The organism is Flavobacterium sp. FlaQc-48 (assembly GCF_044007335.1).
In the GTDB taxonomy this organism is placed as follows: domain Bacteria; phylum Bacteroidota; class Bacteroidia; order Flavobacteriales; family Flavobacteriaceae; genus Flavobacterium.
In genome coordinates this window covers 1-13,741 of record NZ_JBIPCR010000024.1, presented here as the reverse complement: position 1 = coordinate 13,741, position 13,741 = coordinate 1, and the positions used below count along the sequence as shown (strand labels likewise).

13 protein-coding genes are annotated in these 13,741 nt (G+C 35.3%); 2 read left to right on the top strand and 11 right to left on the bottom strand.

Annotated features, from left to right (window positions below):
- Positions 1–44: 44 nt before the first annotated feature.
- From ACHRWY_RS25100 to ACHRWY_RS25075, 6 genes are all read right to left on the bottom strand, one after another.
- Positions 45–848 carry an MbnP family protein gene (locus ACHRWY_RS25100; RefSeq protein ID WP_395358316.1) on the bottom strand — a complete coding sequence of 268 codons (804 nt, stop codon included), beginning with the start codon at positions 846–848 and terminating at the stop codon, positions 45–47.
- 117 nt (positions 849–965) lie between these two features.
- Complete coding sequence (locus ACHRWY_RS25095) at positions 966–1,331, bottom strand: hypothetical protein (RefSeq protein WP_395358314.1); 366 nt, start codon at positions 1,329–1,331, stop codon at positions 966–968.
- 188 nt (positions 1,332–1,519) lie between these two features.
- Positions 1,520–4,864 carry a preprotein translocase subunit SecA gene (secA, locus tag ACHRWY_RS25090; RefSeq protein ID WP_395358312.1) on the bottom strand — a complete coding sequence of 1,115 codons (3,345 nt, stop codon included), beginning with the start codon at positions 4,862–4,864 and terminating at the stop codon, positions 1,520–1,522.
- 89 nt (positions 4,865–4,953) lie between these two features.
- On the bottom strand, positions 4,954–5,175 hold the full coding sequence (locus ACHRWY_RS25085) for a DUF2795 domain-containing protein (RefSeq protein WP_007138072.1): 222 nt from the start codon (positions 5,173–5,175) through the stop codon (positions 4,954–4,956).
- Positions 5,176–5,349: 174 nt separating this feature from the next.
- Positions 5,350–5,919, bottom strand: coding sequence for a cob(I)yrinic acid a,c-diamide adenosyltransferase (locus tag ACHRWY_RS25080; RefSeq protein ID WP_395358310.1), 570 nt, complete (start codon positions 5,917–5,919; stop codon positions 5,350–5,352).
- Between the two features lie 76 nt (positions 5,920–5,995).
- Positions 5,996–6,682 carry an ABC transporter ATP-binding protein gene (locus ACHRWY_RS25075; protein ID WP_395358308.1) on the bottom strand — a complete coding sequence of 229 codons (687 nt, stop codon included), beginning with the start codon at positions 6,680–6,682 and terminating at the stop codon, positions 5,996–5,998.
- Positions 6,683–6,989: 307 nt separating this feature from the next.
- Here ACHRWY_RS25075 and ACHRWY_RS25070 point away from each other — a divergent pair, with 307 nt between their 5' ends.
- Complete coding sequence (locus tag ACHRWY_RS25070) at positions 6,990–7,649, top strand: DUF6565 domain-containing protein (RefSeq protein ID WP_395358306.1); 660 nt, start codon at positions 6,990–6,992, stop codon at positions 7,647–7,649.
- Positions 7,650–7,701: 52 nt separating this feature from the next.
- Here ACHRWY_RS25070 and ACHRWY_RS25065 read toward each other — a convergent pair whose 3' ends face one another.
- Positions 7,702–8,481 carry an O-methyltransferase gene (locus ACHRWY_RS25065; protein WP_395358459.1) on the bottom strand — a complete coding sequence of 260 codons (780 nt, stop codon included), beginning with the start codon at positions 8,479–8,481 and terminating at the stop codon, positions 7,702–7,704.
- Positions 8,482–8,635: 154 nt separating this feature from the next.
- Between ACHRWY_RS25065 and ACHRWY_RS25060 the strand changes: the two genes are divergently transcribed.
- A complete protein-coding gene (locus tag ACHRWY_RS25060; RefSeq protein WP_395358457.1) occupies positions 8,636–10,186 on the top strand; it encodes an SDR family NAD(P)-dependent oxidoreductase in 1,551 nt (516 codons plus the stop codon).
- Between the two features lie 113 nt (positions 10,187–10,299).
- On the opposite strand, the gene ACHRWY_RS25055 is transcribed toward ACHRWY_RS25060, so the two are convergent.
- From ACHRWY_RS25055 to ACHRWY_RS25040, 4 genes are all read right to left on the bottom strand, one after another.
- Positions 10,300–10,782, bottom strand: a complete 483-nt coding sequence (locus tag ACHRWY_RS25055) for an FKBP-type peptidyl-prolyl cis-trans isomerase (protein WP_395358304.1) — start codon at positions 10,780–10,782, stop codon at positions 10,300–10,302.
- A gap of 140 nt (positions 10,783–10,922) precedes the next feature.
- Positions 10,923–12,785: an ABC-F family ATP-binding cassette domain-containing protein gene (locus ACHRWY_RS25050; RefSeq protein WP_395358302.1), complete on the bottom strand. Its 1,863-nt coding sequence runs from the start codon at positions 12,783–12,785 to the stop codon at positions 10,923–10,925.
- Positions 12,786–13,005: 220 nt separating this feature from the next.
- A complete protein-coding gene (locus ACHRWY_RS25045; RefSeq protein ID WP_395358300.1) occupies positions 13,006–13,407 on the bottom strand; it encodes an XRE family transcriptional regulator in 402 nt (133 codons plus the stop codon).
- Between the two features lie 17 nt (positions 13,408–13,424).
- Positions 13,425–13,741: XRE family transcriptional regulator (locus tag ACHRWY_RS25040; protein WP_395358298.1), on the bottom strand; the 317-nt coding region annotated here is incomplete at its 5' end.

Genomic DNA, 13,741 nt, shown 5'->3' with positions numbered 1-13,741 from the left:
GTCTTTTCTTTTAAACTCCGGCTTTTGTGCTCCTTAAAATAAATTTAGTCGTTGTGTACGTGGTCTACTCTAAACATAGCACTGATGTTTTGGGTAATTAGCGGCAAATTAGCACCCCCCATGATCATAGCACCCATTCCGCCGGCATTGTTGTCAGAAAGTTTAATTTTGTTTTTACCGTCGATGATTTTAGAAAGGTCTGTAATCAAATGGACTTCCGGGGTAATGGTAGTGCGTACCAAAGCTTTTGTAGGCATATCAACAGTTACTTCGGTATAGTTGTAGTCTGTTCCGGTTTTTCCGGTATGAATCATAAAAGGAGTTGCAGTGGTTACTGTTGGCGAAGTAAAAGTACCTTCGAAAGCCAGGAATTTGTAACCAGCAGCCCAGGACCACATCATGCCCGCAGCATCAGCTTTTGCTAAAAAATCTCCCTGACCCGAAGCGCCTAGTTTCCATTGGTCTTCATCAACTCCAATTCCGAATTTTACTTTTACATAATCTCCGGCAGGAACATCCGTAAGTTCAAATTCGCGTCCGGCAGCGGTTGCTTCATCAGCAATAAAATAGCTTTTGCTTTTTGGATACGTAAAAGTAGTTCCGTCTGCTTTTGTTAAAACGACATTGCTGATAATATATTTAACTAAGCTAATTTTTAAAACTTCATTATTAGAAGTTGTATTTCCCTGAGTGTTTAAAATAAGATCGTTTGCGCCATAAGCATTATCGAATTCTAAAATAAGTTTTCCGTTTCCTGATACGGCAGTATTGTCGTCATCACTTGAACAAGAAATTAAAGATATAGATAGGGTTACAATAGCCAAAGCGCTATATATAATGTTTTTCATTTTTTTGAGTTTTATATAATTTGATTTTAAATTGAGGAGTGCGTAAACGCGTTTTCATTGGTTTTAAAACAATGAAAAATGGATTTCAATTGTGAAAATGAAACCGGATTTAAAAAATTATATAAAATAGGAAGGTGGGCGAAAAGTAGCAATTGAAACCGAAATAGGTTTTGCATCTAATACCGCAAAAAGTTTTGCTTTAGATGGAATTGGTGCTACTAATTTGAATGCTGTTGTAAACGTATTCTGAATGTAAACAATCTCTGCTTTTTCTTTCAGGTTGTTTTGCATTTTCTTTTCGTTGTCGGCGTATTTTTTTAAACTTTTCTGAAGTTCACAACGACCGTTACAGGTATTAAAAACCAATTTACGCTGTACACAAATGGTTTTGGTAATTTCATCCTGATTTAATTTGAATGAGGTATAAACAAAGAAACTGCCAAAAGATGGCACTAAGAGCATACAAGATAATACTATGATCAAAAATCTTTTCAAGACTTGTTTCGTTGTTTCGATTGCAAAAATACATTTTATTATTTTTAATCATTATTATTTTTGTCATTTAACATAAAAAAATCCCTAATTGCAAATGCAATTAGGGATTTTAGAATTGGCAAAGCTAACAGGTTTTATAAGCCTGTCAGGTTTACATATCGATTTTAATTTAGAAATTATTCTTTAACTATAACCCAGGCGCCTGAAGCTAAAAGGGTTTCTGCTTTTTTAAATTTCATTGTTTCTGTTTTACCGGTAGCCACTTCTTGTACTGTTACAGTATCATTACGATTGATTTTTGGATTATCTCTCACAATGGTTTCTGTAACCTGACGTTGTTGTGTTTCTCCGGCTTCACGGTTGATGTCTTCACTGTTTACGATTTCATCTTTGCTTAATTTGAAGTTTTCTTTTTGACGAACTTCTTTGGCTTCGTGAATTTCCGGAACATTTTGAGCCGGTAAATCACCTTTGAACAAGAACGAAATCACTTCTTTGTTGACGTTATCTAACATTCCTCTAAACAAATTAAAAGCTTCTAATTTGTAAATAAGCAATGGGTCTTTTTGTTCGTGAACGGCTAACTGAACAGATTGTTTCAATTCGTCCATTTTACGTAAGTGTTTTTTCCAGGCTTCATCCACAATAGATAAAGTAATGTTTTTCTCAAAGTCAGCAATTAACTGAGCCCCTTCGCTATCGTACGCTTTTTTCAAGTCAGTAACGACATTCAGCGTTTTGATTCCGTCAGTAAACGGAACTACAATACGCTCAAAATGATTGTTTGGCTCTTCGTAAACTCCTTTAATGATTGGGAAAGCTTCTCTGGCGCTTCTTTCTGTTTTCTCTGTGTAGAAAGCTAAAGTTTCTTTGTATATTTTTCCTGTAATTTCGATATCAGACAATCTCTGGAAATCAGATTCTGAAATCGGAGATGTGATAGAGAAATAACGAATCAAATCAAATTCGAAGTTTTTGAAGTCATTTGCAGGCTTAGTTTGACTTACGATTAATTCGCAGGTATCATAAAGCATGTTTGCGATATCCAGCTTCAAACGCTCGCCAAACAAGGCGTGACGACGACGTTTGTATACTACTTCACGTTGAGAGTTCATGACGTCATCATATTCTAATAAACGTTTACGGACACCAAAGTTGTTTTCTTCTACCTTTTTCTGAGCACGCTCGATAGATTTAGTCATCATAGAATGCTGAATTACTTCGCCTTCCTGAAGTCCCATTCTGTCCATAACTTTAGCTACTCTTTCAGAACCAAATAAACGCATTAAGTTGTCTTCAAGCGAAACATAAAACTGAGAACTTCCCGGATCTCCCTGACGTCCTGCACGACCACGTAACTGTCTGTCTACACGACGGGAATCATGACGTTCTGTACCCACGATTGCTAAACCTCCGGCAGCTTTTACTTCTGGAGTTAATTTAATATCGGTACCACGACCAGCCATGTTTGTTGCAATGGTTACAACTCCTGCTTTACCTGCTTCTTCTACAATCTGAGCCTCTTGTTTGTGCATTTTAGCATTCAAAACGTTATGGGTAACGCCTCTCATTTTCAACATTCGGCTTAATAATTCTGAAATCTCTACAGATGTTGTTCCAATCAAAACGGGTCTTCCTGCATTTGATAATTCCGTTACATCTTCGATTACAGCATTGAATTTCTCACGTGTAGTTTTGTAGATATAATCTTCTTTGTCTTGTCTTGAAATCGGACGGTTGGTTGGAATCTCCACCACGTCTAATTTATAAATCTGCCATAACTCTCCGGCTTCTGTAACCGCCGTACCTGTCATACCCCCTAATTTGCTGTACATTCTGAAATAATTCTGTAATGTTACAGTTGCAAAAGTTTGTGTAGCAGCTTCGATTTTTACATTTTCTTTTGCTTCGATCGCCTGGTGTAAACCGTCAGAATAACGACGACCATCCATAATACGGCCTGTTTGCTCATCGACAATCATAATTTTGTTGTCCATGATTACGTATTCTACATCTTTTTCAAAAAGCGCATACGCTTTTAAGAGTTGTGTAAGAGTATGGATACGCTCGCTTTTTACCCCAAAATCCTGGAATAATCTTTCTTTGGCTTCTGCTTCAGCATCTTTATCCAGTTTTTGTTTTTCGATAGCCGCGATTTCAGTTCCAATGTCCGGTAAAACGAAGAAATCAGAATCCGTGTCTCCGGATAAATACTTAATACCGTTATCAGTCAGTTCTACCTGATTGTTTTTTTCTTCAATTACAAAATACAAAGCTTCATCGACTTTGTGCATTTCGCGATTGTTGTCCTGCATGTATTGATTTTCGGTTTTTTGAAGCAATTGTTTGATTCCTTCTTCACTCAAAAATTTAATTAATGCTTTATTTTTTGGTAAACTTCTGTAAGCTCTTAACAATAAGAACCCGCCTTCTTTGGTTTTTCCTTCTTTAATTAACTTTTTAGCTTCGGCTAAGAAACCATTTGCTAACTGACGTTGTTGTGCTACTAAGTTTTCGATTTTTGGTTTCAACTCATTAAATTCATGACGATCTCCCTGAGGAACCGGTCCTGAAATAATAAGAGGTGTTCTTGCATCATCAATTAATACAGAATCGACCTCATCGACAATAGCATAGTTGTGTTTTCTTTGTACCAGATCACTTGGCGAATGTGCCATGTTATCCCTTAAGTAGTCAAAACCAAATTCGTTATTGGTTCCGTAAGTGATATCTGCGTCGTATGCTTTTTTTCTTTGTTCTGTACTGGGCTGGTGATTATCGATACAGTCAACAGTTAAACCGTGAAATTCGAATAATGGCGCTTTCCATGTACTATCACGTTTTGCCAGGTAATCATTCACTGTTACCAGGTGAACACCGTTTCCGGTTAAGGCGTTTAAGTAGAGTGGAAGTGTAGCCACCAAAGTTTTACCTTCCCCCGTTTGCATTTCGGCAACTTTACCTTCATGCAACACCATTCCACCAATCAACTGAACGTCATAATGGATCATGTCCCAGGTAATTTCTTTACCGGCAGCATTCCATTTATTAGCCCATGTTGCTTTATCGCCTTCAATAGTGATATATGTTTTTGAAGCTGAAAGTTCACGATCTTTTGCCGTTGCAGTCACTTCAATAAAAGAATTGTCTTTAAAACGGCGGGCTGTTTCCTTAACAACAGAAAAAGCTTCCGGAAGAATTTCTAATAAAGTTTTCTCTGAGATTTCGTATGCTTCTTTTTCAAGAGTATCGATAGCATCATAAAGATCTTCTCTTTTGTCGATGTCTTCGATGTTTTCTACTTCAGCTTTAAGCGAAGCAATTTTAGCATCCTTATCAGCTCTGGCTTCTTTTATTTTTTCCTTAAAATATGCGGTTCTGGCTCTTAATTCGTCATGAGACAAAGTCATTAAGCTGGTTTCGAATGTTTTAATTTTATTTAAATAGGGCTGTAAAGCTTTGACATCTTTCTGTGATTTATCACCTACAAAGACTTTAATAATACTGTTTATGAAACTCATGATTTATTGTATTTCTATTTTATGTAAATGTGTGTATTTGAACCAAAAAAAAAGCCTCGGTGATGAGACTTTTTTCTTTGGTTTATTTTTTAATATTCATCCTCGTTCCAAAGATAATCTTCGTCTGTTGGATAATCAGGCCAAATTTCTTCCATTGATTCATATATCTCTCCTTCGTCTTCAATTGACTGAAGGTTTTCTACTACTTCTAATGGAGCACCAGCTCTAATAGCGTAGTCAATAAGTTCGTCTTTGTTAGCAGGCCATGGCGCATCACTTAAATAAGATGCTAATTCTAATGTCCAATACATCTGTTATCTGTTTAGTTTGTGCAAAAATAAATTTTTTACTGAAAAAGACAAGTAAATTTTGATTTATTTTAAGAAAATTTAAGAACGTCTCTATAAATTGCGGATTGTAGATTGTAAATTTTAGATTTCTGAAATCTCATTAATCTAAAATTTTAACTCTAAAATCTAATAATTTCACTTCCTCGGAATCCATTTCACTTCATCCGCTTTTAAGTCTGAGGACAACTTCCGTGCCAAGACAAAAAGGTAGTCAGAAAGTCGGTTTAAGTATCGAATTGCTATTTCAGGAACGTGTTCATTATGGCTTAAATGTACTGCCAAACGTTCTGCGCGACGGCAAATGCAACGTGCTATATGACAATGTGACACGGTTGGGTGGCCACCCGGTAGAACAAAATGAGTCATTTGCGGAAGGCTTTCTTCCATTTTGTCTATTTCATTTTCTAATAATTCGATGTCAGAATCGATTATTCCAAGATTCTTTAAACGAAGTTCACCATTCTTTAAGACTTCTTTTTCCTGTGGTGTTGCCAGAATAGCGCCTACAGTAAAGAGGCGATCCTGAATTTCGATTAAAATAGTTTTGTAATGGGAATCGATTTCCTGATCGCGAATCAATCCTATATAAGAGTTCAGTTCGTCAACAGTTCCGTAACTGTCAATGCGAATATGATCTTTTGGAACGCGTGTGCCTCCAAAAAGAGCTGTCGTTCCTTTGTCTCCTGTTTTTGTATATACTTTCATTTTTTTGAGGTGCTAAGGTTCTGAGTTGCTAAGTGACTAAGTTTTCTTTTCTTGGGTTTAACAAATAAAAATGAAACTACTTTGTCGTGTCACTTTCAATTACACCGTCTCTTAAGCGAATCACACGATGGGCGTAAGCGGCAATATCTTCTTCGTGCGTTACCAGAATTACAGTATTTCCCTGTTCGTGAATATCACCAAAAAGTTTCATGATTTCTACAGAAGTTTTACTGTCTAAGTTTCCTGTAGGTTCATCGGCTAATATGATAGAAGGTTTATTGACAAGAGCACGGGCAATTGCCACACGCTGGCGCTGTCCTCCGGAAAGCTGATTGGGCTGGTGATCCATTCTGTCTGCAAGATTAACCTGTTTTAAAACCTCAATTGCCCTCGCATGGCGTTCTGATTTTGAATATCCGGCATAAATCATGGGTAAAGCCACATTATCTAAAGCCGTAGTTCTGGGCAAAAGATTAAAAGTCTGAAATACAAATCCAATTTCTTTGTTCCGAATTCCTGCCAGTTCATCATCTTTCATTTGGCTCACATCTTTTCCGTTCAAAACATAATGCCCTGAAGTTGGAGTATCCAGGCAGCCTAATAAATTCATTAAAGTCGATTTTCCGGATCCTGAAGGCCCCATTAAAGCTACGTACTCGCCTTTGTTAATTTCTAAATCTATACCTTTTAAAACATAGACGATTTCGTTACCTAATACAAAATCTCTTTTGATGTTGGTTATTTTAATTAATGGATTTGCCATTTCTATTTACAATTTTGGATTTAAAAGTACAAAACACTTTTCAATAAACGATAAGTAGCCTGAAATTGATTTATGTTACAAAAGCGGCAATTTATACTATTATCTTTTGGAGGGAGAAGGTTTTAACGTAATGATAAATTTAGAAACGAAAAGTTTGTTATATTATTTTGAATTGTTTTTATATAATTATCATATTTTTTAAATTTAACTGAATTATTTTTAAAATAAATATTAAAATATTGATAATAATTTACAATTGTTTAAATTTTTAACTATATTTGTTATCTAATCTTAAATAATCAGAATTATGAAAAACATACAATTATTATCGGGAATTGCTATAATCGCATTAACTTTTGCATCGTGTAAAGACGAAAAACAGGAAAAAGCAAAAAAAACAATCGACTCTTATGTAACCTACGTCGATTCAGTTAAAAATGTAAAAGCCGACAATTTGAAAGCCGATTGGAAAGATGTTGAAGCAGAATATGACAGAAGAGCAGCAAATGCACAGGCGGCACTTGCAGACCTTAAAGACAATGCTGCTGAAACAGAAAAGATAAATGCGAGTAAAACTAAGTACGAAGAATTTAAAAATGAAATGACCACCGTTTTTGCCCCTCCGGCCCCAAGCCCACAACAACAATTAAGAAATTCCTTATTTGGTGAAGGAAAAATTGGCGAGGATATGAATTTTGACTGGGTTAACGCTAAAAATATTCACAGTGTATACCAACAATTTGTTCATACCGTAGAGAATAACAAAGATAAATATTCCCGTGAAGACTGGGATAAAATTAAAATCATGTACGAAGCCCTTGACAGCCGTAAAAATACAGTTGAAAAAGAAGGTCTTACCTCTGAAGATAACAGAAAAATTGCAGGTTTAAAATTGAAATTTGCCCCAATGTATACGCTTAACAGAATGGGAGCTAAATCTGAAGAAAATAAAGACGCTAAAAAATAATTAGATATCTTGAATTAGTATTAAAAAGGCAATCAGAAATGATTGTCTTTTTTTATGCCCGAATCACAAAATGTTCTTTTTCCTGCTCGTATCTGAAAAACACAAATCCCCACTGAAAAGTATCGATGGTTACAGTAACTTTTGGATGGTTTTGAATGTTTTTCCAGGCTTCTTCCATTTCTGGTGACCAATGAATGTCATCGAAAATCCAAACAGAATCATTTGTGATAGTTGTTAGTAAGAGATCAAAATAGGCCAAAGTGGCTTTTTTAGAATGATTTCCATCAAAATAGATCAGATCGTAATCGGTAGACTGAAGATTTGTAGAAACTAAAAAGTTTTCGAATTCGGTTATAATGGTGTCAACATTTTTGCAATCAAAATTTTCTAAATGATTTTTGGCTACAGTTGCCGTTTGTGGGCAGCCTTCTAACGTAATTATTTTTGCTTTTGGATTCCCTAAAGCCAGGGCAGAAGTAGCTAAACCTAATGAAGTGCCTATTTCTAAAACGTTTTTAGGTTGAAAATAATTGGTAACTCTGAAAAGTAATTCGGCCCGTTTTGGTGAAATCCCAGCTGTTTTGGCTATTTTCGAAATTTGTCTTCTGTTGGATTTAAACACTTTTGATCCTGCACCAAAATCAGTTACTTCGATTACGTTTTTGTTTTCGAGAAGTGATCTTCTATAGTTTTTGAGAATTGTATATTGTGGTTTTTGCTTTTTATCATAAAAGCATTTCGTCAATAAATTAAATACGAAAGGCGAATGTACGCCGTGTTCGTTTTTCGAGTTCCAAAGGAATTTTAAATAAGACTTTATTTGAAATAGCATAAAAATAATTACAAGTAAGCGCGAAGATACAAAAAAGTCGAAAGTCGTAAAGTCGAAAGACATAATTATGACTTTTGGCTTTGAACTTTTTCGACTTTCAAAAAGACTATATTTGTGAACTTTAAATTTAAGCTAATAGTAATACGTTTTTATGATGTTGAAGGAAGAAATAGAGGGGAAGAGTATCATATCTTCTGAAGAAATTAATCGTTGCATTGCTATTTTAGCACAATTGAACACCCATACAGATCAGATTTTTGATATTCCGAAAGAACAAAGAATCGCTTTGATCAAAGAAGCAGGAATGTTTTCCAGACCTGATCGTGACGAATTTTCCAGAAGAGTTAAAGACGGATTACAAGCTGCCAAACGTAAAAAAGAAAAGAAAGATAAAACGGCACGTAAGGAAACCGGAATTCGTCACGCACGTGAAGCAAGCATCTTTGTTGCTCCTAAATTATTAGCTTATACTGATCTTGCCCATAAAGAACAATTAGAATTAGAAACTCCGAGAAATTGCTATGTATGTAAAACCGAATTTACTAAAATGCATCATTTCTACGATACGATGTGTACGGATTGTGGCGATTTTAATTATGCCAAACGTTTTCAGACGGCAGATGTAAAAGGGCAAGTTGCCATTATTACAGGTTCCCGTTTAAAGATTGGCTATCATATTACATTAATGCTTTTGCGTGGCGGGGCAACCGTTATTGCTACGACTCGTTTTCCGGTAGATTCGGCTTTGCGTTTTGCCAAGGAAGAAGATTTTATGGAATGGGGACATCGGTTAAAAATTCATGGTTTGGATTTGCGACATATTCCGAGTGTGGAGATTTTTTGCAACTTTATAGAACAAAAGTACGAACGTCTTGATATTCTGATTAATAATGCGGCACAAACAGTGAGACGCCCTGCGGGATTCTATACTCACTTAATGGAGAATGAAGAATTGCCAATAAGTGCACTTCCAAAACAAGCACAGGAATTATTACTGGATCATCTCAATTGTCTGGATGAATTAAAAATGTTGACAACGGGTGCATCATCTAACGAAAATATGCCCGTAACCTGGCACGGACCTGAGCCGGGAATTGGTTTGCGTGCTTCGGCCCAATTGTCCCAAATTCCGTATTCATTTGATAATGCTCTTGTGGCAAATGAGGTTTTTCCGGAAGGAGAACTCGATGCCGATTTACAGCAAGTCGATTTACGAAAAACAAACAGTTGGCGTTTGCGTTTAGGACAAATAGAAACTACTGAAATGATCGAAGTGCAATTGGTGAATTCTGTTGCCCCTTTTGTATTATGCAACCGACTTTCAGAAGTGATGAAGAAAGATATTACCGGGAAAAAACACATTATTAATGTTTCGGCGATGGAAGGAAAATTTCATCGTTTCTTCAAAGAAGACCGTCATCCTCATACGAATATGGCAAAAGCTGCACTGAATATGTTAACGCATACTTCTTCAGGAACATTAGCAAAACATGGTATTTTTATGAATGCTGTCGATACAGGATGGGTAACGGACGAAGATCCTGCTGAATTGGCTAAAAAGAAACAGGAATTAGAAGATTTTCAGCCGCCATTAGATATTGTTGATGGTGCAGCGCGTGTTATGGATCCTTTATTCGACGGAATCAATACAGGAAAACACTGGTGCGGGAAATTTTTGAAAGATTATAATCCCATTCCCTGGTAGTATAGGGTGTTCAGTCTCGGTTTTTTAGTTGTATTATTGAGATTGCTAAAAATAAAAAACCACAACAAAATAAAATTCTGTTGTGGCTTTTGTATGAATTGTAAAGTTTTGTTTTAGTTTACTTTGATCAGCTTAACGTCAAATATAAGTACAGAGCCTCCAGGGATGCCACTGTAGTCAAAACTTCCGTAACCCAAATGCGAAGGAATCAATAGAATTCCGCTTCCGCCAGTTTTAAAATAAGGAATACCTTCTGTCCAGCCTTTAATAACTTGATTTAGTCCAAAAGAAATACCTGCAGCGCTACTTTGGTCGAATACCTTTCCACTACTAAAATAACCCTTATAAGCTACGGTTACATTTGATGTCGCTGTTGGCTGCGTTCCTGTTCCTGGTTCATTGATTACATAATACAAACCAGAGTCGGTTTTTACAGCTGTCAATTTGTTTTTGGCGATATAATCTGTGATTTCTTTGTCGTTTTCAACAGTATAATCTGTTTTTTGCGGTTCCGTAGGTTCTGTGTTTTTGTCTTCATTACTAATACAAGAAACAAAAAGTGTTAGCACTACTAGTGCAGATAAAAGGTATTTCATGAAATGTGGATTTTTAAAGTTTCAAATATAATAAAATGAATAGTTTTTGTTTTACGGAGATTAACAAAGAAAGCACAAAGATTCACAAAATAAAAAACTTAGCGTGGCTCTGTGTTTTCTTTGTGAATCTTTGCGTAATACTATCCTTCAATTTTAGCCGAAAGCTCAAACCAACGCTCTTCTTTCTGGTCTATTTTATTGATTATATTTTGCAATTCATTTGCCTTTTTCGCGATATCGGCATCAGCAACATTTCCGTCAGAGAATAATTGTTCGATTTTAGTTTTGTCAATTTCTAAGTCTTTAATTTCTCTTTCCAGTTTTTGATATTCTTTTTGCTCGTTAAAAGTTAAGTTTCCGGTTGGGTTATTTTGTTTCCAGTCTTTTTTCTCTGCTTTGTTTTCTTCTTTTTGAGCTACATCGGCACTGTCTTCATAAGCTCTGAAATCAGAATAATTCCCGGGGAAACTCTCGATTTCACCTTTTCCTCTAAAGATAAATAAATGATCTACAATTTTATCCATGAAATAACGGTCGTGAGAAACTACCAGTAAACATCCCGGATAATCTAAAAGAAAGCTTTCTAAAACGTTTAATGTTACAATGTCTAAATCGTTTGTTGGCTCATCCAGAATTAAAAAGTTAGGGTTCTGGATCAAAACGGTACACAGATACAAACGTTTTAATTCTCCACCGCTTAATTTTTCTACGAAGTCATATTGCTTTTTGGCATCAAAAAGAAAACGTTCCAGCAATTGTGAAGCCGAAATCATTCTGCCTTTTGCAAGCGGAATAAATTCTCCGTATTCCTTAATAATATCGATTACACGCTGATTTGGTTTCGGGTTGATTCCGCTTTGCATATAATATCCTACTTTAATAGTTTCACCTTTTACAACACGTCCGCTATCTAAAGGAAGAGTTCCGGTTAAAAGATTTAAGAAAGTAGATTTTCCTGTTCCGTTTTTACCAATAATTCCAATACGTTCTCCACGTTGAAAATCAAAACTAAAGTTGTCCAGGATAACATGATCTTTGAATTTTTTAGAGATTTTGTGAAGCTCAATAATTTTGCTTCCCATTCTTTCCATATTGATCTCAAGTTCGACTTTATTTTCTTTTCGTCGGCTTTGCGCTTTTTCTTTAATGACATAAAAATCATCCTGACGCGATTTTGACTTTGTCGTTCTTGCCTTTGGCTGACGGCGCATCCATTCTAATTCTTTTACAAATAAATTTTTGGCTTTGTCAACACTGGCATTTTCAGAAGTAATTCGCTCTTCTTTTTTCTCTAAATAATACGAGTAATTACCTTTGTACTGGTATAGTTTTCCGTTATCCAATTCGATAATCTCGTTACAAACACGTTCTAAAAAGAAACGGTCGTGCGTAACCATAAACAACGTGATATTTTCTTTGGCAAAATAACTTTCCAGCCATTCGATCATTTCAAGATCAAGGTGGTTGGTAGGCTCATCCAAAATCAATAAATCAGGACGATTGATCAAAATGATCGCCAATGAAAGACGTTTCTTTTGCCCTCCCGAAAGATTTTTTACCTTAAGTTTAAAATCCTCCAGTTTTAATTTAAATAAAATCTGCTTGTATTGCGTTTCAAAATCCCACGCATTGTGTTGGTCCATTCCGTCAAAAGCTCTTTGATAAGCCTCTTCATCATCCGGATTTTCTAAAGCTTTTTCGTAAGCTTCAATAACTTTTAAAGTCTCATTATCTGAAGCAAAAATACTTTCTTCGATAGTCAGTTCCTCCTGCAGGTTATTATCTTGAGAAAGAAAAGCCATTCTGATTCCTTTTCTCAGGACTACCTGGCCCGTATCGGGTTCATCTAAACCATTAATGATGCTCATAATGGTGGTTTTTCCCGAACCATTTTTAGCAATAAAGGCAATTTTTTGATCTTTATTGATTCCGAATGAGATGTTGTCAAACAACGTTCTTTCTCCAAACGACTTCGATATATTTTCTACAGATAAGTAATTCACTTTGTAAATTATGAGTTATAAATTATAAGTTAAGAATGTTTTGCAAAACATAACTTTTTTGCAAAAGTAAACTTTTATATTGCTATTTGCGAATTATTTATGGAGATAGGAATTTAGCCTCGTTTCTATAAGACGCAGGAAAGGTTAATTTTCAAAACTAAAAAAGAGACTCGAAAGTCTCTTTGTGTATTAATATGTCGTATTAATGATTATTACGAAATTATTTATTGATAAATTTTTCAAGTCTTTGCATCATTTCATCTTTCTCTTTCAGCATACGCTCGTATAATGCAATCTTTTCTTCGTGCAATTGGATAACTTTTTCAATTGGATTGTAATTATTAATTACAAACCCAATTGCACTATCATTGTTATTAAATGTATTTGCAATAACATTCACCGCCTGTTCCTCATCAAAATTCTGAAAAGCTTCAACAGGAATTTTTAATGAATTCGAAATTTGATTTAGTATATTATCTTCAATTACATCTTTTTGCTCCAACATAGAAATTTTCTTTTGGTTCCAGTCATTTCCCAAATCAAAAGCTAAAGCCTCCTGTTTGATCCCAAGCATTTCTCTGAAACGTTTTACGTTTCTTCCCTGATGTATTTTTTGTTCCATAATGATATATTCCGGAATTATTTATTGATTAATTTTCCAATTCTTTGCATCATCTCATCTTTCTCTTTTAGCATACGCTCGTAAAAAGCAATCTTTTCTTCGTGAAGTTTTTTTAACTCTTCGATAGGATTGAAGTTGAATGTAGAATTAGGATTTCCAATACAGGCATTATCTCCAAAAGTATTAGAAATAATATTAATCGCCTGCTCCTCATCAAAATTCTGAAAAGCTTCAACAGGAATTTTTAATGAATTCGAAATTTGATTTAGTATATTATCTTCAATTACATCTTTTTGCTCCAGCATAGAAATTTTCTTTTGGTTCCAGTCATTTC

Bases quoted from the DNA above. Each gene is read 5' to 3' on its own strand.
- secA (WP_395358312.1), bottom strand. From the start codon at position 4,864: ATGAGTTTCATAAACAGTATTATTAAAGTCTTTGTAGGTGATAAATCA.
- ACHRWY_RS25085 (WP_007138072.1), bottom strand. From the start codon at position 5,175: ATGTATTGGACATTAGAATTAGCATCTTATTTAAGTGATGCGCCATGG.
- ACHRWY_RS25100 (WP_395358316.1), bottom strand. From the start codon at position 848: ATGAAAAACATTATATATAGCGCTTTGGCTATTGTAACCCTATCTATA.
- ACHRWY_RS25070 (WP_395358306.1), top strand. From the start codon at position 6,990: ATGAAAAACATACAATTATTATCGGGAATTGCTATAATCGCATTAACT.
- ACHRWY_RS25080 (WP_395358310.1), bottom strand. From the start codon at position 5,919: ATGAAAGTATATACAAAAACAGGAGACAAAGGAACGACAGCTCTTTTT.
- ACHRWY_RS25065 (WP_395358459.1), bottom strand. From the start codon at position 8,481: ATGCTATTTCAAATAAAGTCTTATTTAAAATTCCTTTGGAACTCGAAA.
- ACHRWY_RS25075 (WP_395358308.1), bottom strand. From the start codon at position 6,682: ATGGCAAATCCATTAATTAAAATAACCAACATCAAAAGAGATTTTGTA.
- ACHRWY_RS25060 (WP_395358457.1), top strand. From the start codon at position 8,636: ATGTTGAAGGAAGAAATAGAGGGGAAGAGTATCATATCTTCTGAAGAA.
- ACHRWY_RS25055 (WP_395358304.1), bottom strand. From the start codon at position 10,782: ATGAAATACCTTTTATCTGCACTAGTAGTGCTAACACTTTTTGTTTCT.
- ACHRWY_RS25045 (WP_395358300.1), bottom strand. From the start codon at position 13,407: ATGGAACAAAAAATACATCAGGGAAGAAACGTAAAACGTTTCAGAGAA.